Origin of the sequence: Mesobacillus subterraneus, from assembly GCF_020524355.2 — a bacterium.
GTDB classification, from domain to species: domain Bacteria; phylum Bacillota; class Bacilli; order Bacillales; family Cytobacillaceae; genus Mesobacillus; species Mesobacillus subterraneus_C.
This window is the reverse complement of the sequence record NZ_CP129019.1, coordinates 3,668,876-3,693,430: the sequence shown is the minus strand read 5'-3', so window position 1 is coordinate 3,693,430 and position 24,555 is coordinate 3,668,876. Positions and strand designations below refer to the sequence as shown.

18 protein-coding genes and 3 pseudogenes are annotated in these 24,555 nt (G+C 43.4%); 17 read left to right on the top strand and 4 right to left on the bottom strand.

What is annotated here, in order from left to right; all coding sequences use genetic code 11:
- The first annotated feature begins 533 nt into the window (after window positions 1-533).
- The 6 genes and pseudogenes from LC048_RS19200 (at window position 534) to LC048_RS19175 (ending at window position 6,330) form a co-directional block, all read left to right on the top strand.
- Entirely contained in the window at window positions 534-2,114 is a 1,581-nt protein-coding gene (locus tag LC048_RS19200; RefSeq protein WP_226606254.1) for an L-lactate permease, read from the top strand.
- 84 nt (window positions 2,115-2,198) lie between these two features.
- Entirely contained in the window at window positions 2,199-2,906 is a 708-nt protein-coding gene (locus LC048_RS19195; protein ID WP_226606266.1) for a FadR/GntR family transcriptional regulator, read from the top strand.
- 41 nt (window positions 2,907-2,947) lie between these two features.
- Complete coding sequence (locus LC048_RS19190; protein ID WP_226606268.1) at window positions 2,948-3,664, top strand: (Fe-S)-binding protein; 717 nt, start codon at window positions 2,948-2,950, stop codon at window positions 3,662-3,664.
- An 18-nt stretch (window positions 3,665-3,682) separates the two neighbouring features.
- Window positions 3,683-5,111: pseudogene (locus LC048_RS19185) on the top strand (LutB/LldF family L-lactate oxidation iron-sulfur protein).
- The gene (locus LC048_RS19180; RefSeq protein ID WP_226606272.1) at window positions 5,108-5,809 is read left to right on the top strand and encodes a LutC/YkgG family protein; all 702 of its coding nucleotides are present in this window, start codon (window positions 5,108-5,110) and stop codon (window positions 5,807-5,809) included. The pseudogene LC048_RS19185 and the gene LC048_RS19180 overlap by 4 nt, the downstream one beginning before the upstream one ends.
- Before the next feature lie 380 nt (window positions 5,810-6,189).
- Entirely contained in the window at window positions 6,190-6,330 is a 141-nt protein-coding gene (locus LC048_RS19175; RefSeq protein ID WP_226606274.1) for a hypothetical protein, read from the top strand.
- A gap of 9 nt (window positions 6,331-6,339) precedes the next feature.
- On the opposite strand, the gene LC048_RS19170 is transcribed toward LC048_RS19175, so the two are convergent.
- Window positions 6,340-7,287, bottom strand: a complete 948-nt coding sequence (locus LC048_RS19170) for a DMT family transporter (protein WP_226606276.1) — start codon at window positions 7,285-7,287, stop codon at window positions 6,340-6,342.
- A gap of 209 nt (window positions 7,288-7,496) precedes the next feature.
- On the opposite strand from LC048_RS19170, the gene LC048_RS19165 reads away from it, so the two are divergent.
- From LC048_RS19165 to LC048_RS19155, 3 genes are all read left to right on the top strand, one after another.
- Window positions 7,497-7,979 (top strand): Lrp/AsnC family transcriptional regulator, encoded by a 483-nt coding sequence (locus LC048_RS19165; protein WP_226606278.1) that lies wholly within the window; start codon window positions 7,497-7,499, stop codon window positions 7,977-7,979.
- 225 nt (window positions 7,980-8,204) lie between these two features.
- Complete coding sequence (ilvA, locus tag LC048_RS19160) at window positions 8,205-9,410, top strand: threonine ammonia-lyase (protein ID WP_226606280.1); 1,206 nt, start codon at window positions 8,205-8,207, stop codon at window positions 9,408-9,410.
- 124 nt (window positions 9,411-9,534) lie between these two features.
- Window positions 9,535-10,521: a Gfo/Idh/MocA family protein gene (locus LC048_RS19155; RefSeq protein ID WP_226606283.1), complete on the top strand. Its 987-nt coding sequence runs from the start codon at window positions 9,535-9,537 to the stop codon at window positions 10,519-10,521.
- Window positions 10,522-10,592: 71 nt separating this feature from the next.
- On the opposite strand, the pseudogene LC048_RS19150 reads toward LC048_RS19155, so the two are convergent.
- Window positions 10,593-12,150, bottom strand: a pseudogene (locus tag LC048_RS19150) (IS3 family transposase).
- 156 nt (window positions 12,151-12,306) lie between these two features.
- On the bottom strand, window positions 12,307-13,167 hold the full coding sequence (locus LC048_RS19145; protein WP_226607736.1) for a TVP38/TMEM64 family protein: 861 nt from the start codon (window positions 13,165-13,167) through the stop codon (window positions 12,307-12,309).
- A gap of 224 nt (window positions 13,168-13,391) precedes the next feature.
- Here LC048_RS19145 and LC048_RS19140 point away from each other — a divergent pair, with 224 nt between their 5' ends.
- The 5 genes and pseudogenes from LC048_RS19140 (at window position 13,392) to LC048_RS19120 (ending at window position 19,826) form a co-directional block, all read left to right on the top strand.
- Window positions 13,392-14,081: a response regulator transcription factor gene (locus LC048_RS19140; protein WP_226607742.1), complete on the top strand. Its 690-nt coding sequence runs from the start codon at window positions 13,392-13,394 to the stop codon at window positions 14,079-14,081.
- Window positions 14,081-15,082 carry a sensor histidine kinase gene (locus tag LC048_RS19135; RefSeq protein WP_226607733.1) on the top strand — a complete coding sequence of 334 codons (1,002 nt, stop codon included), beginning with the start codon at window positions 14,081-14,083 and terminating at the stop codon, window positions 15,080-15,082. The genes LC048_RS19140 and LC048_RS19135 overlap by 1 nt, the downstream gene beginning before the upstream one ends.
- Window positions 15,083-15,181: 99 nt before the next feature.
- Window positions 15,182-15,943 carry an ABC transporter ATP-binding protein gene (locus LC048_RS19130; protein ID WP_226607730.1) on the top strand — a complete coding sequence of 254 codons (762 nt, stop codon included), beginning with the start codon at window positions 15,182-15,184 and terminating at the stop codon, window positions 15,941-15,943.
- Window positions 15,933-17,873, top strand: a pseudogene (locus LC048_RS19125) (ABC transporter permease). Before LC048_RS19130 ends, LC048_RS19125 begins: the two are co-directional and overlap by 11 nt.
- A gap of 282 nt (window positions 17,874-18,155) precedes the next feature.
- Complete coding sequence (locus tag LC048_RS19120; RefSeq protein ID WP_226607725.1) at window positions 18,156-19,826, top strand: hypothetical protein; 1,671 nt, start codon at window positions 18,156-18,158, stop codon at window positions 19,824-19,826.
- 146 nt (window positions 19,827-19,972) lie between these two features.
- Here LC048_RS19120 and LC048_RS19115 read toward each other — a convergent pair whose 3' ends face one another.
- Window positions 19,973-20,395: a hypothetical protein gene (locus LC048_RS19115; protein WP_226607722.1), complete on the bottom strand. Its 423-nt coding sequence runs from the start codon at window positions 20,393-20,395 to the stop codon at window positions 19,973-19,975.
- Between the two features lie 224 nt (window positions 20,396-20,619).
- On the opposite strand from LC048_RS19115, the gene LC048_RS19110 reads away from it, so the two are divergent.
- The 3 genes from LC048_RS19110 to LC048_RS19100 all read left to right on the top strand — a co-directional run bounded on the left by LC048_RS19110 (window position 20,620) and on the right by LC048_RS19100 (window position 24,546).
- Complete coding sequence (locus LC048_RS19110; protein ID WP_226607719.1) at window positions 20,620-21,696, top strand: GGDEF domain-containing protein; 1,077 nt, start codon at window positions 20,620-20,622, stop codon at window positions 21,694-21,696.
- A gap of 797 nt (window positions 21,697-22,493) precedes the next feature.
- Window positions 22,494-24,179 carry a DUF4179 domain-containing protein gene (locus tag LC048_RS19105; protein ID WP_306048488.1) on the top strand — a complete coding sequence of 562 codons (1,686 nt, stop codon included), beginning with the start codon at window positions 22,494-22,496 and terminating at the stop codon, window positions 24,177-24,179.
- Window positions 24,124-24,546 carry a hypothetical protein gene (locus tag LC048_RS19100; protein WP_306048486.1) on the top strand — a complete coding sequence of 141 codons (423 nt, stop codon included), beginning with the start codon at window positions 24,124-24,126 and terminating at the stop codon, window positions 24,544-24,546. Before LC048_RS19105 ends, LC048_RS19100 begins: the two co-directional genes overlap by 56 nt.
- The last annotated feature ends 9 nt before the right edge of the window (window positions 24,547-24,555 follow it).

The following is a 24,555-nucleotide window of genomic DNA, read 5'->3' as shown; positions in this document are numbered from 1 at the left end:
AGCTGTCAAGAAACCCCTGTTATTGTGACAGGTTTGGTGGAAAAGAGAGTAAAGCTGTCAAGAACCCCCTGTTATTGTGACAGGTTTGAGGGGGAAGAGGACAAAGCTGTCAAGAAACCCCCGTTATTGTGACAGGTTTGGTGGAGAAGAGAGTAAAGCTGTCAAGAACCCCCTGTTATTGTGACAAGTTTGAGGGGGAAGAGGGTAAAGTTGTCAAGAAACCCTGGTTATTGTGACAGGTTTGAAGGTCAATATAAGAATACGGTATCCCTCGGGATGCCTTTTGTTTATTCGGAATTTTAGTGTTGAAAAGACTACTGCTCCTTGCCAAAAACTTTGGATTTGGGGTTATTCTTATTTGCACTATTACCACATCCTTTTGCTCATTTGTGATTTTTGTTATTGAATTCTTGAATAAAGTATGAAAAAATAATGAGGTCATCTGATGACCAGATTTATGTCGAAGGGTAAACAAACTGTTTTAAAAACTACGAAACTATCAAGCTTTTGAGCAACTAGGGGGAAGGGATTAAATGTTATTGCTGATTGCGTTAAGTGCTATTATTGCTCCGTTTTTATTTCTTGTGATCATGCGGATGCCGGCGGCCAAGGGGATGGCCTTGAGTTCACTGATCGTCATTTTGTTAGCGCTTACTACTTGGGGGATGGAAGGACAAGTGGTATTGGCGTCAGTTTTTCAAGGGGTACATAAAACGCTGACTATTCTTTGGATTTTATTTGGTGCACTGGTGTTGTTGAACACGCTTCGAAATACGGGAGCGGTCGTTAGGATTAACCAGGGATTTCAAAGCATTTCTGGTGACATGCGAGTGCAGGTCATTATTGTTGCCTTTTTATTTGGTTCACTAATTGAAGGTGCTGCAGGGTTTGGAACGCCGGCAATGGTTACCGGACCGTTAATGCTGGCTCTTGGGTTCCAGCCAATTGCGGCTGCGACGATTGCCTTGATTGCGGACAGTACCGCGGTTATGTTTGGAGCGGTCGGAACACCAGTGGCAGTCGGGCTGAGCAATATTCCGGGTGCTGACACTCCGTTTTTCCATGATATTGCCGTTACAGTGACAAGTCTTGATTTACTAGCGGGTTCGTTCATTCCGTTCATTTTAATGGTCGTCTTAACGGTCTTCTTTGGAAGCGGTATCAAAGATGCGTTGCCGATGCTGCCGTGGACACTGATGGTTGGCTTTATCTATACAGGCAGTGCGTTATTGATAGCTACCCTTTTCGGGCATGAGTTTGTATCGATTCTTGCTGCACTCATCACTTTGGCGGTAGCGACATTGACAGCGAAAAAAGGCTTCTTGCTTCCGAAGACTGAATGGAAAGCTGCGATGCGAAAAGATTTTGTCGTTTCAACGGAAAAGTCAAAAATGAGCATAGTGACAGCCTGGTCGCCATATGTCGTTGTTGTGCTTTTATTGCTGCTCACACGGATTGTTCCAGCACTCAAAGAGTTCACGAGGACAACAATTGATTTTACCTGGAGCAATATTTTAGGGGTGGAGGGCGTGACATCGGCCTGGGAATTCTTATACTCTCCAGGAACGATCCTTACTGCTGCGGCAGTTTTAGCGTTCTTGTTCCAGCGAAAATCGTACCAGACTTTTACCAATGCGTCGAAAGAGTCGTTATCGACGATGAAAATGACATCGATTGCCTTGATTGCGACACTTTCTATGGTTCAAGTATTTGTTAACTCGGGAATGAATCTCAATGAACTAATCAGTATGCCACAGTATATTGCGGAGTCCTTTGCTGGCTCGTTGGGTTCAGTATGGATCTTCGTTGCCCCGTTCCTTGGTGAGTTAGGAGCGTTCATTACGGGAAGTGCCACCGTATCTACGCTAACATTTTCGCCCATTCAGTACAATGTTGCGGATGCCGTTGGCCTTGAGTCGAATATCGTGTTGGCCGTCCAGCTCATTGGGGCAGCTGCAGGAAACATGATTTGTGTTCATAATGTCGTCGCGGCGAGTGCGGTGGTTGGGGTTTCCGGTAAAGAAGGAGAAATCATCCGGAAAACATTAGCGCCTGCGATTGTTTATGGAATTCTTGCCGGAGTATCTGGTTTTATTTTCTTAAACTTGCTTTAGCTTTAAGCTGCCAAAAGGTCCCACTATCTTTCGGAGAGTTAAATTCTCTGTATAATACTAAGGAGCAGATGGGAGATGAAGGATATGCCATATAAGCGAGTGCAAACAAAAAGGGTTTATGAACAAGTTGCTGATTCAATAATTGAGTTAATTAAGACTGGTGAATTAAAACCAGGTGATAAATTAGATTCCGTCGAAAAGCTGGCGAAGAGCTTCGACGTTGGGAGCTCCACAATCAGGGAAGCATTAAGTGGCTTGCGGACGATGGGTCTGGTGAAAATGCGCCAGGGTGAAGGGACATTTGTTAATACCTTTGATCCGTCGAAATTCCAATTGCCGGTTACCAGCGCTTTCTTAATGAAGCTTGAAGACGTAAAGGAACTATACGAAGTACGTAAGATTTTAGAAATTGGCACGGCGGCTCAAGCAGCTGCTGTGCACGAAGAAGAAGATTTGCTTGATATGGAAAAAGCGTTGATCGTGATGGAACATGCCAATGGAAATGAAGAGCTCGCTTCGCAAGCGGACCTTGATTTCCACGTGGCGATTGCGAATGCGACACATAATAAATTGTTGATTAATCTGATGAGCAGCGTCTCAGCGCTGAATTCGCAAACGATTCAGGAAACCCGGAAGGTGCTCTTGTATTCGGATAACATCGTCGATGGTCTGCATTCCGAGCATCGACGGATCTTTGAAGCAATTAAAAACCGACAGCCAAACGAAGCGCGCCAAGCCATGCTAATGCATTTGCAAAATGTCCAGGACCGACTTTTTAAATACATTGAATAATTCGGGCGGCGTCGGACGACTTTTACATGAGGTGAACAAACATGAAGGTTTCATTATTTAGTACGTGCCTAAGTGATATTCTCTTTGCGGATGTGGCAAAAAATACACTTGAGATCCTTGAGAGGGTTGGGTGTGTTGTGGATTATCCGATGGAGCAGACATGCTGCGGACAGCCTGCCTATAACAGCGGGTATTTAGAAGAAGCGAAAGCTGCGATGAAACAAATGATGAAGGCTTTTCGTCATTCGGAATATGTCGTTGGACCATCAGGTTCCTGCGTGAGCATGCTGAAGGAATATCCACATATCTTTGCCGGTGACCCGGAGTGGGGAGAAGAGGCGAAAGTCTTCGCTGCTAAGTGTTACGAAATTACGGAATTCCTTGTCGACGTAATGGGCATCACTGATTTGGGCTCGACTTTTAAAGGAAGAGTGACTTTCCATTCCTCCTGCCATATGAAGCGCCTTCTTGGTGTAAAAGAACAGCCGAAAATCTTGTTGCACAATGTCAAAGGTGTTGAACTGGTTGACTTGCCATGGGAAGAGGACTGCTGTGGATTCGGCGGAACGTTTGCCGTGAAAAACCCGGTGATCTCACAGGAAATGGTAAGTGAAAAATCCCGCCATGTGGCAGAAACACAAGCTGAATACTTGGTTGGTGCGGATATGGGCTGCTTGATGAATATCGGCGGACGCTTGGAGCGTGAAGGCAAGAAGGTAAAAATCATTCACATCACGGAAATATTAAATACTCACTAAGAAACGGAGGGAAAAAAGATGAGCATCAAAATTGGTGAGATTCCTTATAAAGAGCGTATCCAAAAAGGAATAAAAGATGATTTTATGCGGCAGGCTGTTTCCCTCCGCGCAAGGAAGATTCCGGACTGGCCGGCTCACACAGGCTGAGGAGCTCGGCAACTGGGAGGACTGGCGCAATTTGGGGGAAGAAATCCGTACCCATACGCTGGAAAACCTCGATTACTATCTGCAGCAATTAAGCGAGCAGGTGTCAAGACGCGGCGGCCATGTGTTTTTTGCTGAGACAGCGGAAGAAGCCAATCAGTATGTGAAAACCATCATTCAGAAGAAGAACGCGAAAAAAGTCGTCAAAGCGAAATCGATGGTAACCGAGGAAATCGGTTTGAATAAGGCACTTGAGGAAGTCGGCGCTGAAGTGGTTGAATCCGATCTTGGCGAATGGATCCTGCAGCTGGATGAGGATCCGCCATCGCATATCGTGACACCTGCGCTGCATAAAAACAAGCAGCAAATCCGCGAGACGTTTGCGAAGAAAAAAGGCTATACCGGTTCTGATACGCCGGAAGAACTGGCTGCATTTGCTCGAGAGCAGCTGCGCCAGGACTTTTTAGCTGCGGATGTCGGTGTGACCGGCTGTAACTTTGCGATTGCAGAGTCCGGGTCAATCACGCTGGTCACAAATGAAGGAAACGCTGAAATGGTGACTGCTCTTCCGGATACCGTGATTACAGTTATGGGCATGGAGCGCATCGTGCCGACATGGGAAGAGATGGAGGTCCTTGTCAGCCTATTGACGCGCGCTGCGGTTGGCCAGAAGTTAACTAGTTATATCACTGCGCTTACCGGAACACGTCTTGATGAAGAAGTTGATGGACCGGAAGAATTCCATTTGGTTGTCGTCGACAATGGCCGCTCTAAAATTCTTGGAACGGAATTCCAATCCGCCTTGCATTGCATTCGTTGTGCGGCTTGCATCAATGCATGCCCTGTTTATCGTCATATCGGCGGACATGCATACAACTCGATCTATCCAGGCCCAATCGGAGCGGTCATCACGCCACTCTTAGAAGGTTACGACGATCATAAAGAGCTTCCTTATGCATCGACATTGTGTGCGGCTTGTACCGAAGCTTGTCCGGTTAAGATTCCATTGCATGAGCATCTAGTTCGTCATCGCCAAATCATTGTGGAAAAAGAAAAGAAAGCCCCGATGGCTGAAAAGATGATGATGAAAGGTTTTGCGGCATGGGCTTCTAACCCGTCGATTTATAATATGAGTGCGAAAATGGCGAAACCAGCACTTGGTCCATGGACAAAAGAGGGAATGATTGAAAATGGACCTGGACCATTAAAAGCCTGGACGGAAGTTCGTGATTTTTATGCGCCGCAGGGACAATCGTTCCGTTCGTGGTTCAAGCAAAGACAGAAAGACGGTGAATCCAAATGAGCATCCAAAACCGAGAAGCCTTTTTAGATAAGCTGGCGTCCAGACTTGGGCGGGAGCGCCGGACAGCAGGAGTGGAGCGCCCTCAGTGGAGTGTCACCCCACAGGATGAAGTGTTCCATGGCATGAGCCAGGACGAATTAGTAGATGTACTTGAAAAACATTGCAAAGTCATCCATACCACTTTTAAACGGACAGACCGTGACGGGCTGACCAAGGTGTTGAACGAAACGCTGGAGGATTATGAAGGCAAGTTAATCATCACTTCCAAAGATCCGCGTTATCAGGAGTATGGAGTCACTGAGTTTTTTGAAGAGCAGAAGGAGCAGCTGGACGTCCATGTGTGGGATTCGGCACAGGGCAAAAAAAATCAACAGATTGCTGAACGCGCCGATGTTGGCATCGTGTTCAGTGACATCACGCTTGCCGAGTCTGGCACAGTGACATCGTTCAATACGAAAGACAATGGCCGCTCGATCAGCTTGCTGCCGCGGACATTCATTGCCATCATCCCGAAAAGTACACTCGTGCCGCGGATGACTCAGGCAGCGAGACATATCCACCAGGCCCAGGCCAATGGCGAAGACGTCCCATCATACGTCAGCTTCATCACCGGCCCAAGCAACAGCGCCGATATCGAGATGAACTTGATCGTCGGTGTTCACGGACCTGTTAAAGCTACTTATATTGTGGTGGATTAGGACGTCGGACATGCGTTAAGCTACTTATATTGTGGTGGATTAGGACGTCGGACATGCGTTAAGCTACTTATATTGTGGTGGATTAGGACGTCGGACATGCGTTAAGCTACTTATATTGTAGTGGATTAGGAAGGCGGAACATGAAGAGTGTTCTTAAATCCTCTATATCGTAAAATGAAAGGCAGCGATACCGTTTCGCTGTCTTTTTGACTATCTTCTGGAACACGGTGCATTTTTTTTGTTTTGTAAATTGTTGGGCGGCTGAACTGTCTCAGCTGCTGTGAAAACAATGGGTCCAAGACTGATGAACTTCCAACCGGCGTCATCGTTGCTGTCTGCCAGCTTGTTAATTGTTTGGAAGTGATGGAGAACAAAAAGACATGGGCAGTGTTGGAGGATGGAAGGATAATGATTTTTCCCTTGTGTTTATAAAGTGGGAGGATATGTCTGGGAAGGTGAAGATGCTGGACCGCTTCATTCCGGCAAAAGGAATGCTTGGGTTATGGGAGCATGAGTTATAGAGTGCCTGTTCATCGAGGAACAGGCACTTTTTGAGCTTTGCGTTCTTTACCGGCTAAAATACGGGCAGGAAACGGGATCATAAATCTGACAGTCTTGTTTTTCAGAAGCGTAAATAAAAAGCAGCCTGCAATAACGATAACGCTGCCAGCGGCCTGGATCCAGGTCATGTTCTCTCCTAAAAAAGCAAAGGCCAGGACGGCGGTAAAGATCGGATTGAAATTAAGGAACAACCCGGAAGTGCTTGGCCCCAGTTTATTGACTCCGATATTCCAGAGAACCATACAGAGCACGGTCGAGACAAGGCCAGTGTATAAAATGCCTTGCATAAAAGAGGAATTCAAGTTTGTCACCGTGAAATCTTTGATGGAAAAAGGCAGCAAAACGAATAGGCCGAAAATACCGGAGTAGAGGATGGACATCATCGGTGTGACGGTCGCCATTGCCCACTTGCTGCTGACCGAATATATCCCCCACATTCCCACAGCTGCCATCATATACAGGTCTCCTTTGTTGAACTGCAAGGAAAATAATACATTCATATTCCCTTTTGAAAGGACGAGCAGAACACCAAATAGGGAGAGAATCATCGTAAGGAATTGAAGTTTATTGATTTTTTCTTTCAGAAAAAAGAAAGAGAATGCCGCAATCGAAAACATATTCAATGTTGAGATCAAGCCAACGTTCGTTGCCGAAGTCTTTTCAAGTGCCATGAATTGCAGTGCCTGAAATAAGGCGACTCCGGTAACTCCCATTATAAACAGTGGCAGAATGGAGGCTTTTGGCGGGATCAGCTTTTTTTCTTTCCACCAGACAAGCAGGATCAGGCAGATGATCGCGATGGCCCATCTTAAAATGGTCAAGGTGATCGGAGAAGCATGGTCGACAAGCGTCTTCCCCACGATAAAATTTCCGCCCCAAAGAAAACTCGTTAAAAGTAAGAGTAAATAATATTTCACGTCATTTGGCTCCTTTGATCAGAGCCATTGTGCACAATGACTTACGTTATATGAATTATTTTAACATTTTCCTGAAATGACAAAAGATAATTTTGTATAATTGGATTAATTCGAAATAAATAAAAGTATAATAGGATTATAGTTTTTATAATTCAAGATTAGGTCCTTTTTTCGCTTGTATTGTGAATTTTTTAAAAGGGGGAGAAATCGTGGAATCTATTGTCAGCAAGGTTTTGGACAATGTGGATATTAAAATCCTGGATTTGCTGCAAAACGATGCTCAGTTAAGCAATCTGGAACTTTCGAAGCGAGTGAATTTATCTGCTCCGGCTGTTCACGCCAGAATCAAGAGGCTGGAAGGTGAAGGGTACATCAAAAAGCAGGTCGCGATCTTGAATCATGAGAAGCTCGGCTTTGATTTGCTGTGCTTTGTTTTTATGAGTACAAATATGCATCAGGCGGAAAAGCTGGAGTCGTTGGAAGAGACCCTCGAAGCAATGGAAGAGGTTTTGGAGTGCCATTGCCTGACAGGAGAGTACGATTATCTGTTAAAAGTGGCCTGCAAAGATCGCAAAGGACTGGAGATGTTTATCAGGGGACTGAATGAGCTGGGAATCACCAAAATCCAGACAAGTCTTGCTTTAAGGGAAATCAAAGACTCGACCGTGCTTCCAATCAGTGGGGAAGCGTGAGATGCAGGGACTTCTTGTGCGGCATAAACCTAAAAAAAGACAGGGAAACCATCTCGCTGTCTTATTTGCATATATGTTAGTCTTCCTTGGACACGGCATTATAATTGAGGATAGGCTTCCTATAATTTTGGAGGCAGTAGGAGCCCCGACTGTCTCTCTTTTACATACTTTTCCTCTCCCTGAGCAACATAAATAGAAAATGGTTGGAAATCAGGAGGCTTCTCAATGAATTTGGATGATGTCATTTTAGCGCGGGAAAAAATGAAGGGAATTGTGCATACGACACCTCTTGATTATTCTAAAACGTTTAGCACTCTTTCTAATAACGAAGTCTTTTTGAAGCTTGAAAACCTGCAAAAGACAGGGTCTTTCAAGGTTAGGGGTTCTTATAATAAACTAATATCCTTGCCTCCTGAAATGCTGCAAAATGGGGTTGTGGCAGCATCAGCGGGGAACCATGCTCAGGGCGTGGCGTATTCGTGCCAGATGCTTGGCATTCGTTGCACAATTGTCATGCCGAAAGGTGCACCTCTCAGCAAGGTACTGGCGACACGGCAATATGGAGCAGAAGTCATACTCGAGGGTGCCGTTTTTGATGAAGCTCTCGCCTTTGCATTGGAGCTTAAAGACAAGGTTGGCGCCACTTTTATACATGCCTTTGATGATGAGGCAGTCATTGCCGGACAAGGCACAGTAGGATTGGAAATACTTGATCAGCTGCCGGATGTCGAAGCGATTGTCTGTCCTGTTGGCGGAGGAGGGCTTATTGCGGGTGTTGCATTGGCGGTGAAGGAGAAAAATCCAGACATTAAGGTTTATGGTGTCCAGACGCTTGCATGCCCGAGCATGAAACAGTCATTAACAGAGAACAAACCTGTTGCTGTTGAAGCCGCCCCAACGATGGCAGATGGAATTGCTGTTCAGAAGCCTGGGCAAAAGACTTTTGAAATCATAAGAAATTATGTTGATGATATTTTCTGTGTGGACGAGATGGAAATAGCGCGAACCATGCTTCTTGTCTTGGAGCGAAATAAGCTGCTCGTTGAGGGATCCGGTGCAAGCTCACTTGCTGCACTGCTTTACGATAAGGTGAAGCTTAGTGGGAAGAAGATTGCCGCTGTTTTAAGCGGGGGAAATGTGGATGTCAATTTTATATCCCGGATCATTGAACGTGGACTGGTTGAATCCGGCAGGTATGCGCAATTTACGATCACTTTAAAAGATAAACCGGGGGAACTTCAAAGAGTGTTGAGCTCCGTCACTGAACTGAATGCCAACATCCAGTCTGTCAATCTTCACCGGGTTGGCAAGCATATCTATCCAGGCTTTGCTCAGCTAGAGTTATCAGTCGAAACGAAGGACCATGAACATATAGAGCAGCTAGAAAAGAAGCTGAGAGGTCAGGGATTTCAGCTGGAGATGGAGGAATAAGTGCGTCCCTACGCTTTCAGGTAAGGAAGATACATCGGAGAGACAATCTCCTAGTCATTAATCATAGTATAATGGACTAACAAGGTTTGTTCTGACTAGCGTTTATTAAGGAGAGGAATAATCGATGGAAGAAAAAATTATCAAATGGGGAATTTTAGGGACAGGTGGCATAGCAAGTGCTTTCGTGAGAGATTTGGCTTTTGCTAAAAATACCGAAAAGCTTGCTGTCGGGTCACGTACGAAAGAGAGCGCGGCAAAGTTCGCAGAAGAGCATGGCGTTTCCCGTGCCTACGGAAGCTACGAGGAATTAGTGCAGGATCCGGATGTTGATGCCATTTATATTGCGACGCCGCACCCTTTCCATAAGGACAATGTATTCTCGTGTCTTCGTGCTGGTAAGGCTGTGCTTTGCGAGAAGCCTTTTACGATCAATAGCGGGGAACTAGAAGAAATCATTCAGTTTGCCAGAGATCAAAAGCTTTTCTTGATGGAGGCGATGTGGACACGTTTCCTGCCTCCGATTGTTAAAGTTAAAGAATGGATTGATAGCGGGGAAATTGGCGAGGTCCTGTTGGTAAAAGCAGATTTTGGTTTCCGGGCATCATGGGATCCTCAGGGGAGGTTGTTTAATCCAGAACTTGGAGGAGGAGCTTTGCTGGATGTAGGGATTTATCCGGTAACATTTGCCTCCATGATATTCGGAACGAAACCGGAGAAGATTGTGAGCACTGCCCATATTGGTAAAACGGGTGTGGACGAACAATTCTCCATTCTCATGTCCTATCCTTCAGGAAAGACTGCTACCCTTAACGGAGCCTTTAGGATTGGGCTAACAAACGACGCTTATATACATGGAACGGAAGGATATATTCGAATTCCATCATTCCATAGTGCAAAGTCAGCATTCTTACATAAGGATGGCGAGGAAGTAGAGTCATTCCATGATGACAGAAAATCTGCTGGTTATGCGTTTGAAATAGAAGAAGTCGGAAGATGCCTGAGTCAAGGTCTCTTAGAAAGCCCTGTCGTTCCGTTGGATGAATCACTAGAAATTATGAAACTGATGGACGAAATCCGCGGGCAGTGGGGACTGAAATATCTCTTTGAGTGATTTTTCAGGAGAAGCACGGGGGACGTTGAACTGCTCCCCGTCAAGTAGACAGTGGAAATAATAAAAACAGCCTAAGCGGCTTTAGCCCTGAATTCTAGGGGGCTAAGGCCGTTTAATCTTTTTTGGTAACGTTCATGATTATAAAAGTATATGTACTCATCAATCGCCGCAGAAAGCTCTTCAAAGGTCTTATATTTCTCCATGTAATATTTCTCGCTTTTCAGTGATCCCCAAAAGGATTCCATTGGACCATTGTCAATACATCTTCCGACTCGGGACATACTTTGAGTCATCTGTGCTTGATCTATTCTTTGTTTAAATCCAAAATGGGTATACTGAAAGCCCCTGTCGCTATGTATAAGTGGGCGGTCACCATTCAGTAGGTAGTAGTACTGATCCAGCGTATCAAATACCAGTTTATTGTTGTTGGAATGTCCAAATACGTAACTAACGATGGCTCCATCATGTAAGTCTTTAATTGCACTCAAATAAGCCTTTTTTGCTTCTCCATACTTGAACTCAGTCACATCAGTTACCCATTTCTCATTTGGACTTTCGGCTTGGAAATTACGGTCTAACACGTTTTCTGCGACGTGTTGAGGGGTTGACTTTTTATATAGCGATTTTTCTTTTTCCGAATAACGCTTTGAATGCCGACAATCTTCATCAGCCTATAGATTCGCTTTTCATTGAAGCTCTTGTTCAACCTTCTATTCAAAGTCATCGTAATCCTGCGGTAGCCGTAGATTCCTTTAACCTCCTCATGGAGAGCCTTCATTTCTTCTACAAGCATCACATTTTGACATTCACGCTTGGAAGGTGTTCGCTTCAGCCATTTATAATATGCAGACCTGGCCAACCCCGCAATTTCACAAAGCATAACGAAAGAGAATCCTTCTTCTTCGTGTAGTTCCTTGATAGCGATATATTTCTCCTCAAGGCGTATCTGGCTTATCTTCGCCTCCTTTCGATCTCCTCTAACTTTTTTAGGAATAAGTTCTCTGCGCGTAATCGCTCATTTTCGCTCGCAAGCCTCTTCATCTCCAATTTCATCTTCTGTTCTGGGGAGAGTTCAACTTCTTCCTTTTTCCTCCCTCGCTTATCCCGAAGGGCTTCTTCGCCGCCATCCTCATACTTTTTAACCCATTGATATGCTTGTTGGTAAGAGACCTTAAAGGTCTCAGCTGCCTTCTGATAATCCTTGCCGTTCTCAAGGCAATAGAGCACAATCTCTTTTCGTTCATTTATGGTAGTGTTTCTTCTAGTCATAGTGTTTGTCCTTCCTTTGGAAGTGTCCTTTAATTCTCTATGACTATTATACTTGTTAATCCATTTCTGGAGGACGCGTCTACATGAGATTTCATACTTTCTGATAACATCATTTTGAGAGTAGTCCCCACTAAGATAGTCCTGTACAGCCGCCAGCTTAAGTTCCTTAGAATACCTCTTCCAGGTAGAAGACTTCTTTAATCCTTCTGCTCCGTATTTTTCATACCTGTAGACCCAATCATAAATTGCATGATCATTTACTTTGTATATAAACTTCAGCTCTGAAATAGAATGGCTACCCTTTTTTAACGCCTCTACAATCTTGATTTTATCTTGGAATGAATATGTCCTTTTTGACATAATAAATACTCCCCTTTAGGTAGACAGATTTTTATTTTTTAATCTGTCTACCTAAAGGGGAGCATATCACGTCCCCCGTGCTTCTCCTATGCTTATGGGATCAGGGATCTTGAGACAATGAGTGCTGACCCATCTCGATCTAGCTTCTGTTTCATATTACAACCCCCGCTCCTTGTTAAGTATTTTTCTTGTTAAAAGCGAAATACCAATACAGATTAAAATAGAAGCTAAGAATCCAATTATTAATTGCGAACTCGGTATCGGTAACGCTGATGCTAATTGTACTGAGTATGCCAGTAAGGTTGCGGTGATAAACTTTGAGACTGAGGCAATCAGCAGAAACTTCTTTGGGGATACTTGCCCTATGCCTGCCCCTACGCATATGATCTCATCTGGAAGGATTGGCACGATGAATAATAGGAACATAATCAATGTTTCATTTTTAGAAACATAATTTTGGTATTTTTCTAGCTGCTCTTCCTTGATGAATTTTGAAATGAATTTCCTTCCCCCATATCTGGCGACAAAAAACATAACAGTTATACCGAGCATTGTTCCAAGGAACGCAATTGCTACAGCAGTTGCAGACCCCAGTACGGCACTTGCACCTGGAACGGTAACAGCTTCAGGGATCGGAAGGAGGATTGGTTGGGCAAAGCTGATAAAAAAGAAAATAAATTTAGCTGTATTTTGCTGCTCTTTTAACAATCCTTCAAACCCGTAGGTATTAGTAAGGACAATCATTTTTGTCATATAAAAGATTGCCAGCACAAGAAGCAAAATTGCTCCCAAATAAAAGATGACCATCCTATTGACCTTCAGAAGGTTTTGATGCTTCGTAACCAGGAAATACCCATCCATTAACAAAACAATAATAAAAGCGCTTAAGTAAAGCCATTTATATACTGGCAGTACAGTCGGCAATAATCCAAACAATAAATATAGTGACAGAACACTGACGGCTATGTGCATGGTCAATTCCATTGCAAGGTTGTGATTTTCTTTATGTGTGAACAATTTTAAATACCCCTTCATCTCATGTAATTATGACTTATGTTCCATTTTAATGAAGGTGAAGACTTTAATCGACGCGCTTAGGATTGAAATTGTGCTAGGACCTGAGGCTTACTACAACCCCCGCTCCTACTTTCTCTCTATCTCTCACCTCCATACTAACTCTGGTATATAGAAAATACTTCCTTTAAAATAAAGAAGATAGAAGTGGAAGTGTGGTGGTTATAGTGTTGAGGCTTTTGCTGATTGAGGATGATGCGTCTTTGTTCCATGAGATTCGGGAGCGTTTGACTCAGTGGTCATATGAGGTGTACGGAGTGACGGATTTTGGGGATGTGATGGGTGATTTTACGAGGGTGAAGCCTGACTTGGTGATCATTGATATCCAGCTGCCGAAGTTTGATGGGTTTCATTGGTGCCGGATGATCCGGTCGCATTCGAATGTCCCGATTATTTTCCTGTCATCACGGGACCATCCTACGGACATGGTCATGTCGATGCAGCTTGGTGCGGATGATTTTGTACAAAAGCCGTTCCACTTTGAGGTGCTGATTGCGAAAATCCATGCGATCCTGCGCCGTGCTTATAATTATAATGCGACTCAGAACCAGTTGAAGACGTGGTGCGGGGCGACGATTGATTATGATAAAAATACGGTTGAAAATGAGATGGGCCGAATTGATTTGACCAAGAATGAAATCTTCATTTTAAAGCTGCTGATCGATCAGAAAAACAAGATTGTCAGCCGTGATGAAGTGATGAACAGCCTTTGGGATGATAAGCGGTTCATCAGCGACAATACGCTGACGGTCAACGTCAATCGGTTGCGGAAAAAGCTGGATGAGATTGGTTTGGGCAGTAAAATTGAAACGAAGATAGGACAGGGATACATGGCCGTTGATGAGGGACATGCCTGATGTTCATTACCTATCTAAAGGAACGGGCAAGCTGGATTCTGTTATTCTTGCTGCTCCAGTTTCTGCTCGTATTCATTGCTTTTTTAGATTCCGCTGTATCAATTGGGTCGGCTCTTTACTATGTTTTTCTGTCAGCTCTAATATTTGTGATTTTTATCCTTATTCGTTACCAGAAAGAAATGAAATTTTATCAGGAACTGGAAGAAGCGGAGAATCTCCTGGATTTTTCAGACAGGGAACACCTCAGTCCGTTTGAAGGGACGGTAGCGGAGAGCATCACCCATCATTTTGAGGCGCTGAAAAAAGCCGTTTCCGAGAATGAGCGGAGGCTGGATCAGGAGAGGGATGAACTGCTTTCCTGGATTCATGAAGTGAAAACACCGCTGACGGCTTTAAGGTTAATGGTTGATCGGCTTGAGGATCAGGCACTGAAAAAGGAAATGACGTATGAATGGCTGCGCATCCATCTTTTATTGGACCAGCAGCTGCATCAGAAACGGATCCCATTCATGGAGAATGACTTGTATATCGAGCAGACCGACCTGGAGAGTGTGATTTTCGGTGAGGTCAAAACCCTGCAGTCGTGGTGCATCCAAAAAGGGATTGGCTTTGATATCGATCTGGAGTGCAACGAAGTAATGACGGATGCGAAATGGCTTGCGTTTATCCTGCGGCAGCTGCTGACGAATGCTGTGAAATACAGTGACGCATCTGATATTCAGATTAGAAGTGCACAAAGGGATGGTCAGATCATCCTCGATATTGCCGATGAGGGAAGAGGGATTGATTCCAGGGATCTGCACCGCATTTTTGAAAAAGGGTTTACGTCCACTGCTTATCACCAGGATCATGCGGCAACCGGAATGGGCTTATACCTGGCAAGGAAAGCAGCGGATTCGCTGAAAATCAGGATTGATGTCATATCCGCACCAGGTGAGGGAAGCACTTTTACCATTACCTTCCCGAAAAGAAATGAATTTGTTCAAATAACAGGCATGTGACAAAAATGTCACATGCCTTTCCCCATTTGTTACCTGAATCGAAGGAAGGTATAGAGCCAGGATTTTATAATGAATGTATCAAAGAAAGGATGTGCGGATATGATTTTACTGGAAGCTGCCAAACTTCATAAAACATATGGGAATAAATTTAATAAACAAGAAGTGTTAAAAGGTCTGGATCTGAAGATTTTGCAAGGGGAGTTCGTGAGCATCATGGGTGCCTCTGGCTCGGGAAAAACGACGCTGCTGAATGTCCTATCCTCGATTGACCGGGTATCCAATGGCTCGATCAAAATTGAAGGGAAAGACATTACCGGGATGAAGGAAAAGCAGCTCGCCGAATTCCGCAAGCAGCATTTGGGCTTCTTGTTCCAGGATTACAATTTGCTCGATACGCTGACGGTGAAGGAAAATATCCTTTTGCCACTCTCGGTCAGCAAGACGCCAAGGAAAGAAGCGAATCAAAGGTTCGAGAAGATTGCCGGTGAACTGGGGATTTTAGAGCTGAAGGATAAGTATCCAAATGAAATTTCCGGCGGGCAAAAGCAGCGGACGTCGGCTGCACGCGCTTTTATCCATGACCCGAGCATCATTTTTGCCGATGAACCGACGGGTGCGCTTGATTCGAAGTCGGCGTCAGACTTGTTGAACAAACTGAGTGATTTGAATCAAAAGCGGCAGGCGACGATCCTGATGGTCACTCATGATCCGGTTGCGGCAAGCTATTGCGGCCGGGTTATTTTTATCAAGGATGGCCTGATTTACACAGAATTGAATAAAGGCGACCAGTCGAGACAGGAATTTTTCAAGGACATCATGAAAACCCAGAGCGTATTGGGCGGTGTGCACCATGAGCGTTAATCAACTCATCCTCCGCAATTTGAAAAAGAATCTGAAAAATTACTACTTGTATGTGTTTGCGCTGATGTTCAGTGTCGCGCTTTATTTCGCATTCGTCACTCTTCAATATGATCCGTCGATGGATGAAGCAAAGGGGTCGATTAAAGGGGCAGCCGCGATCAAGGCTGCATCTGTCCTGCTTGTCGGCATCGTCGCGATTTTTCTGACGTACGCTAATCGAATTTTTATCAAGAGAAGAAGTAAGGAGATCGGATTATTTCAGCTTGTTGGGATGACAAAGGGCAAGATTTTCCGCATCCTGAGTGTCGAGAACTTTCTGCTGTACTACGGTTCCCTGGTGGCAGGCGTATTCCTCGGGTTCTCGGTCTCCAAGCTGATCATGATGATCCTTTTTAGAATCACCCAGGTTGACGGGGTTGCGACGCTTTATTTTTCCAGCACAGCTCTGTGGCAGACTCTGATTGTTTTTTCACTGATCTACGTACTGCTGCTGGTGCTGAACTATATTTTTATAAAAAGGCAAAGCATCCTGTCTTTATTCAGGGTGGTATCAAAAACGGAAGGCCGGGTAAAGAAAATCTCTTTCTGGGAGATGTTGATTGGTGTCCTCGGCATTCTGCTGATTGGGACCGGCTATTTTGTGTCCTCCAAGCTGTTCGAAGGCGATTTCACGTCGATGAACGAACTCTTTTAGGCCATGGTTTTCATTTTAGCTTCAGTCATTTTCGGAACCTATCTTTTTTACAAGGGATCGGTCAGTTTTATTGCCAACGTCATCCGGAAAAAGAAGGATGGTTATTTGAATATCAACGAGGTGCTTTCACTATCCTCAATCATGTTCAGGATGAAGTCGAATGCGCTGCTGTTGACGATTATCACAACAGTATCGGCATTGGCGATCGGATTGTTGTCGCTAAGCTATATCTCCTATTATTCTGCAGAGCAGATTGCGGAAAATAATGTTCCTGATCACTTTGCCTTTGTGAATGAGAACTCTGCTGAGGATTTTATGAAGAATTTGAAGTCGAAGGATATCGATTTTACGGAAAAAAGGATTGAGGTACTTCAGGCGGTCATGAATGCAGAAGACATCATTGGCATGAAAATGGAGGGATACACACAGGACCCGCGGTCCATGGGTGTTTCAGTCATTAGCGAGAAGTCTGAAGGGCAGAGGAAAGTAAGTAAGGACGAAGCCTATATGACAGGCTACAACGATATCATGATGAGATTCATTTCCATGAAGGACTCAGGGCCGATTGAAATCATCGGGAAAAATCACGCCATTCCGCTGCACTATCTTGGAATGGATAAGGAATATCCAGTGTCGCGGTATTTCGGGGGCTCACCGGTAGCCGTGGTGGATGAGACTGTTTTCGAGAAGCTGAAGAAGGATGCGGATCCTACCATTCAAAGAGGTTCTTCATTGTATATCGGAATTAACATTCAAGATGAAAATGACCTGGAGAAAGCGAATGACCTGTTCAATGAAAATAAGTACAATGAAGTGGATGTGAACGAATCCCGCCTCGACAGTGAAAATACCCAAAAGAAACAAATGGGGCTTACGATGTTCATTGTCGGTTTTCTTGGACTGACTTTTCTTGTCACATCAGGTTGCATTCTCTATTTCAAGCAGATGGACCAGACAGAAGATGAAAAACCGAATTATACGATTTTACGAAAACTGGGCTTCACTCAGGGTGACTTGCTGAAAGGAATCCAGGCAAAGCAAGCGTTCAACTTTGGCATCCCGCTAGCGATCGGGCTGCTGCACAGCTACTTCGCCGTCAAATCCGGCTGGTTCTTCTTCGGTACAGAACTATGGTGGTCGATGCTAATCGTCATGGGACTCTACACCGCTTTGTATTCCATTTTCGCTATCCTTTCGGTGGTGCACTCCAAGAAAGTGATCCTTGAATCGCTTTAAATGCCAGCCATGAGCTTAACAAAAAGCACGGGACATACGTACCCTGTGCTTTTTTTGGATTGGAAAAATTATTCTCTTAAGAAACTAGGTTAATTGCGCAATAATACTTAATAATTGCACCAATTCAAGCATTAATTGCGTAAAAACAGCCTGGAATTGCACTGTAAAGATCATTAATTGCACATTTAAACAGTTTTTACCATTTTCCGATGGAGCGTCCCCATGAAACTTTACGGCATTTGATTCGTATATACTAAGGACAAATCGATAAGGGGATTTTATATGGGAAATATACTATTATTTTCAATTTTGGCTGGATTGGCTTCTGCTCTGATTCTTACTCCTTTTTCTAAAGGGGTGGAGAAGGACAGGAAAATGACATCTGCCTTTTTGATCGGTGCAATTGTTCTTTTTACAATAGGGACTTTTGCGTTTTATTATGCGTTTAACTTAGATCGAAATCTTTCGTCTTTGTGGCCGTTCGCGATTGTGATCACGTTTGCTGGAGCGTTTTTTGCGGCTGGCAAGGAAAGAATGATAAAAGGGAGCTTGTTTTTGCTAACTTTGCTTCTGGGCGTGTATTTCATCATCGCTTTTCTTTTTAACGCAGAGGAAAAATATGAGTCTGCGAAAATGACGGAGAAGATGGAAATCCCGACTTTTGATGAAAAAGAAACACCGGCGAGTGTTCCTCCGCATTTTGCGCGCAATAAGATGAAAAAAGCGTTCGGACAGGTCCCAAATACAAGTTATTATGAGCTTGGGAATCTGCAAATCCAGAAGGTCAATGGAGAGTTTGTCTATATTGCTCCAGTTGAATTCTCAGGCTTCTTTAAATGGTGGAATGGTAAGTCCACACCGGGTTATTTTACAATCAGTGCCACGGATTCATCAGCAAATCCAAAATTCAAGAAATCAGACATGGTTTATACACCTTCTTCGTTCTTCAATAGTAATGTAGAACGTCATATCCGTTTGCAGTATCCAGAGGCGATTTTCTACGGAGACACGCAGCTGGAGATCGATGATGAAGGCAAACCTTTTTATATTAGGACCTTCGGTGAGTTCATCTCAGCCCGCAATGGTTTTAATGTGACAGGCGTTGTGGTCGTTGCTCCAGATTCAGGGAAAACAAAGGCGTATGCTTTAAAGGATGTACCTGAATTTATTGACGGTGCTGTTTCACCAGAAGCAGTCAGTCTGCAAAACAGCTATTACGGGAATTACATTCATGGTTATTGGAACAGTGTATTTGGCAAGACAGATATTAAGTTGCCTTCAGATGAAGGAACCGAAGCGCAGGTTAGCCCGATCTTCGATGAAAATGGCGAGATGTATTATTTCACCGATTTTACCAGCCCGAAAGAAGGGGTCGACTCCATGCTCGGGTATGCTTTGACGAACGCAAGAACTGGGAAAGCGACCTTCTATACTGGCAATCTTGAAGAGTCCTATATGGATTCAGAAGGTGCTTTGCAGATTATTGAAAAGAAGTTCATCGAGAAAAAGTGGCATGGTGAAATGCCGATTCTTTACAATTTCTACGGAGAAGCAAGCTGGCTGACACCTGTTTTAGATTCGAATGGCTTCCTGCAGAATTACTTCATCGTATCAGCAGCAAACCCGGAAATTTCGGTGTATGGCAATACGCCTAATGAAGCATTGAAAAAATATAAAACCGCCCTGCAGCATGGCGGCGGGACGGTCGATGGCAGTTCGAAGGCAGAGGAAAAGCAAACGAGCGGAACCGTGTTGCGCGTCTACAAAGAAAAAACAGGTGACTTCACGATCGTTTCCATCCTGCTGGATAACAAAAAGAACTACATCATTTCATCAGAAACGAATCCACTGGCGATTTATGTAAAAGAAGGCGACCAGCTCAATCTAAAATTCATGGATACCGGCGAAACCTTCTTGCCAGTGAAAGAGTTAGTGATTCAAGGATTGGAGTAAAGACAAAAAAAGTGCCTGACCCCGGATTAATATTGCATCTGTGGACAGGCACTTTTTAGTTTTGGATACATAAAGGGATTATGGGGAAATCGAGGACCCAAGAAGTAATTGTGTGAAGGATATTTAAGAGAGGGGCTTAAAAAATCTTACTGCTGTTTTTCATTCAGTATCTCTAAAACATCCTGATGCTGTTTTTGGACATTGGACACATGCTTAATCTCACTTGAAAGCTCTAATTTCGTTTCATCAAGTTTCTTCATTAAACTGCCATAATAAAAAGCAACTTCTTTCCGCATCTCACTCTGTTCTGATTGCAAAGATTGTTGGCCGTTCTCTAAGTTTTCTAAGCGATTATCCATAGTATCAAGACGTTGATCAACATCTTCAAAGCGTTGATTAACAGCTTCAAAGCGTTGATCAACAGCATCGAAACGTGCATCAACAGCATCGAACCGCGCATCAACAGCATTGAAACGTGCATCAACAGAATCGAAACGTGCATCAACAGCATCAAAGCGCTTGTCCATGGAATCCAGACGACTTAAGATTTTATTCAATATACCTTCCATTTCATTTCACCTCTTTGTCTATGAATTAATTATACCCAGTGCAGTAAAATAAGTCATCACAAATGAAAAGTAGTTTTGCTCTCTCAGAACCGCTTTTCCAATCACATTGATTTTATAAAAGCATTCAACTATGTTAGGAAAATTACGGAAACTTATAGTAAAATTGTGCTTAATCTCGTATTCTATATAAGGAAGTCGAAATTCACGTTTTAGGTGGTATTACGTTGCTGAAAGATTTTTTTATCCATGCTAGTTTTGTTATCACATTTTTGTTTATAGGCGGAAGTTTATTTAAAAGCAATCCTAATGTAGATACAACTGTTCAAAAGTTAAAACTTGGTGCATTGGCGGGAATACTAGGGTCTGTGTTAATGGCTTTTAGTATCCAGATTACTCCCGTAATTATGATGGACTTGCGTCATATTGCGATCCTGTTGTCTGCTTTTTATGGCGGGTTCGTTTCTGCTATTTTAGCTGCCACTATCATTAATATAAACAGATTAGTCTTTTTTGATATTAGTACGGAAACATTTCTCGTCACTATGTTGATTATGTTTTCAATCGGAGCTTTTGCCTCACTTGTCGAAAAAAGGTTAAACGGCTCGGGTTTTTTAAAGTGGACCGTGATGGGATTGATTAGCTTACTCACGATCTCAATAGGACTTTTGTATTTAATGGGTTTTACAAATCAAGTGTATCAACTTTTGGTTAACTATTGGGTTATTACAACAATAGCAGGAATGTTGGTGTATTTTTTGACAGGATATATCGTTCAATCCAACCAATTGTTTATGCAGCTGAAAACTCAGTCAGCAACAGACTTCCTTACTGGATTAAATAATGTCCGACAGTTTGATTCTTCATTAAATGAGAGTATAGAAAGTGCCCAGGAGCTTAATGAAAGATTATCCTTGCTTATGATAGATATCGACCACTTCAAAAAGGTCAATGATACGTATGGTCATCAGGCCGGAGATGAAGTGTTAAGGCAATTGGGAGGACTGTTAATCAGCTGCTCACGCCCGAGCGATATTGTCTCGAGAAATGGTGGTGAAGAATTTTCACTGTTATTAAAGAATTGTTCCTATTCTCGAGCGCTGGAAATCGCAGAACGACTCAGGGGGATAGTGGAAAATCATCGATTCTCCTTACCAAATGGCAAGGAAATCAATATCACTATTTCTCTTGGAGCTTCAACCTATCTAGAGACAACCCAATGCTTAGAAGAATTCATCAAACAAGCAGACGACACCTTGTATAAATCCAAACGAACAGGCAGAAATAAAGTATCCGCACTATAGAGAGATGAAAGCACAGGGACGTTGAACCCTGTGCTTTTTTGTTGCTTGCTTAGGAAATAATAAAAATTTATTAAATGTGGATAACTACATGTAGTTTTCTTAATCCAGCTCCAGCGCCTAGCCCCTCGAGACGCTTCGTTCCTGCCAATGAAGTCAAAGAACGACTTCACTGTCAGGCCCTCCAGCGCTTGTCGGGGCTGAACGAGGCGCTTGCGCTTTTTGTTAAAATAAGGAATGACAAGTGGAAAAATCCCAAGCAACTTCAGCTCTATAAGGGTATCGTTCAAGCGGAAAGATATCCTTATGCAATCAACTTCTCCTCTATAAGGGTACCGTTCAAGCGGAAAGATATCCTTATGCAAGCAACTCCCCCTCCATAAGGGTATCGTTCAAGCGGAAAGATATCCTTATGCAAGCAACTCCCCCTCCATAAGGGTACCGTTCAAGCGGAAAGATATCCTTATGCAATCAACTTCTCCTCTATAAGGGTACCGTTCAAGCGGAAAGATATCCTTATGCAATCAACTTCTCCTCTATAAGGGTACCGTTCAAGCGGAAAGATATCCTTATGCAAGCAACTCCCCCTCCATAAGGGTACCGTTCAAGCGGAAAGATATCCTTATGCAATCAACTGCCCCTCCATAAGGGTACCGTTCAAGCGGAAAGATATCCTTATGCAAGCAACTGCCCCTCCATAAGGGTACCAATCACTCCAAAAAGCTAAAAGACATCTAGCATAATAGGGAATTAAATGTAAAATAGTAGTAGAGATGACGTGTCCACAGGGGGGAACAATTATGGTCCCAGAAATGGAATCTATTACGATGGTCACTATACAGGAAAAAGGGATCGATTCTGTCGTTGACTGGTTTGATCGGCATAAGCAATCCTTTTATGCACTGGGTTGGTTTTATCTTCACAACCAGCAGCAAATGGAAGAGTTATTTTACCGGTCGATTATAAAAGTGCATAAGGAATTGTCTCATTATAAAAGGGATACCTCATTCGAATTATGGGTTACCTCGGTTTTCATCGACAATTGCAGGGAGCTTTCTCAGGAAAAAGGTAGACAAGCGCAGGAGGAAATGACACCACATAAAAATTTATTTAAAGCACTCAATCAACTTGAGGATAATGAAAAGGAAGCGATGATCCTTACATATGGAGCAGGTTTTTCCCAAGAGGACGCTGCACATATTCTGCGAGTTTCTGTGGGGAAGTTGAAGGAGTTTTTGTTTTCTGGAGTAATGTCGGTAAGAAAACAACTCGACGGTGCGAATTATAACGGCTGTAACGAATTTCAGAATAGCTATATTGATTATTTACAAAAAACGATGGAACGGCCGAAAAAAATAGAGTTCGAGATGCATATCTACAATTGCCGGGAATGTCAGGAGGATTTGGCTGCCTTTCAGGATGTCACATTTATGCTGAATCATGCGGAGTGGATGAGTGATTTGCCAGTGCATGAGCATCTTATCGAGAACATTAAAGAGCGGCTGACAGAAAAGGAGAGAGCCTGGCAGAAAAAGAGGAAAAAGATTAAGAGAATGGCCCTTATTTTCGCAAGTGTTTTTGCTTTTGTGATCGGCCTCGGTTTCTTTACTGGTGTTTTTGCCAATGTCTATTATGCTTGGACCGAAGAGGATGAGCAATTACGCACCTTCCTGCAAAATGACCTGGGACAAAGGCTGAACCTCGAAGCGGAAAGCTATGGTGTGAACATCAAAATCAGGGGCGTGGTTGCGGATGATTATCAGACGCTAGTTTTCTATGAAATCGAAGATACAAATGAGGATAAACAATATGTCATGTTTTTGGAAGACGGTGTTTTTATAGAAAACGAGAATGACCTCATGAAACACGAAACATATCCACGTTATTATCCTCCAGACCTAAAAGCGAAGATGAACAAAAAGGAAAAGAATGTGTATTACGGAGTGATTGGGTTGCGTCCGATCGAGGAAAATAGCGGTGTTCTTAAACTGAATATTACAAGGCTTCAGGAGCTGGCTCTTGATGGGCAGGAGGCAAGTTGGGGTTTTGGTTATAGGAGCAATGGCTTGAAGACAGGTGATTGGAAATTTGAAGTCCCGGTAACTAAGCAACCTTCCGTCATATATGAATTAAATGAACAAGCTAAAATTGAAGGCGTCCCCATTCTCCTGGATAAATTGATTGTGGCGCCAACAGCGACGCTTTTGGAATATGGGCTTCCTATGGGAGAGATCGAAAAGAGAATCGATCGGATTCAATTTGGCCATTTAGAAGTGAACAATGTAAAAATGAAACCGGACCATTTTGGCGGTTTTAACTATTTACAGCCTGAAGCCAATTGGCATAAATACCAAATGTATTATGATCCGTTATTTGAAGAAGAACCGAAAGACATTACTGTTCAGTTCGAATCAGCCTATTTTTCATTCGATGACAAAAAAAAGTATCGAACTCGATCTAAACCAGTCATTTCCTCAGACGTTTGAATATGCAGGAAGTACCATCAGCATTGATAAAGTAGAAGTTGGCCAGCCCACAATCGTTGTCATCAGCAATCATGAAGTTGAAAACCGGGCATTCGAAACACTGCACCTTAATGTTGTCGGTGAAGATGAGTATGAACCAATTTCCATGGGGATGGACCAAGAGGGAGTGATCGTGGATAAGAATGGGGTTCAATACGATATGAAATCACCCACATTCAATTATGATAAGATTGAACAGCCACGCCATTTTGTTACTGTGGAGACCTTGATGTTAGATGGAAACAAAGTCATCCCTAAAAGACTGGATCTTTACGGGTATAGCTCAATGAAATACTTGGATGATGTGGTGAAGATTTCGCTGGATTGATACGCGGTA

What these genes read in the sequence shown, in the direction of transcription:
- LC048_RS19115 (WP_226607722.1), bottom strand. Translation starts at nt 20,395, where the DNA reads ATGGAAGGTATATTGAATAAAATCTTAAGTCGTCTGGATTCCATGGAC.
- ilvA (WP_226606280.1), top strand. Translation starts at nt 8,205, where the DNA reads ATGAATTTGGATGATGTCATTTTAGCGCGGGAAAAAATGAAGGGAATT.
- LC048_RS19100 (WP_306048486.1), top strand. Translation starts at nt 24,124, where the DNA reads ATGACAAAAAAAAGTATCGAACTCGATCTAAACCAGTCATTTCCTCAG.
- LC048_RS19135 (WP_226607733.1), top strand. Translation starts at nt 14,081, where the DNA reads ATGTTCATTACCTATCTAAAGGAACGGGCAAGCTGGATTCTGTTATTC.
- LC048_RS19155 (WP_226606283.1), top strand. Translation starts at nt 9,535, where the DNA reads ATGGAAGAAAAAATTATCAAATGGGGAATTTTAGGGACAGGTGGCATA.
- LC048_RS19190 (WP_226606268.1), top strand. Translation starts at nt 2,948, where the DNA reads ATGAAGGTTTCATTATTTAGTACGTGCCTAAGTGATATTCTCTTTGCG.
- LC048_RS19175 (WP_226606274.1), top strand. Translation starts at nt 6,190, where the DNA reads ATGGGCAGTGTTGGAGGATGGAAGGATAATGATTTTTCCCTTGTGTTT.
- LC048_RS19130 (WP_226607730.1), top strand. Translation starts at nt 15,182, where the DNA reads ATGATTTTACTGGAAGCTGCCAAACTTCATAAAACATATGGGAATAAA.
- LC048_RS19120 (WP_226607725.1), top strand. Translation starts at nt 18,156, where the DNA reads ATGGGAAATATACTATTATTTTCAATTTTGGCTGGATTGGCTTCTGCT.
- LC048_RS19105 (WP_306048488.1), top strand. Translation starts at nt 22,494, where the DNA reads ATGGTCCCAGAAATGGAATCTATTACGATGGTCACTATACAGGAAAAA.
- LC048_RS19180 (WP_226606272.1), top strand. Translation starts at nt 5,108, where the DNA reads ATGAGCATCCAAAACCGAGAAGCCTTTTTAGATAAGCTGGCGTCCAGA.
- LC048_RS19200 (WP_226606254.1), top strand. Translation starts at nt 534, where the DNA reads ATGTTATTGCTGATTGCGTTAAGTGCTATTATTGCTCCGTTTTTATTT.
- LC048_RS19195 (WP_226606266.1), top strand. Translation starts at nt 2,199, where the DNA reads ATGCCATATAAGCGAGTGCAAACAAAAAGGGTTTATGAACAAGTTGCT.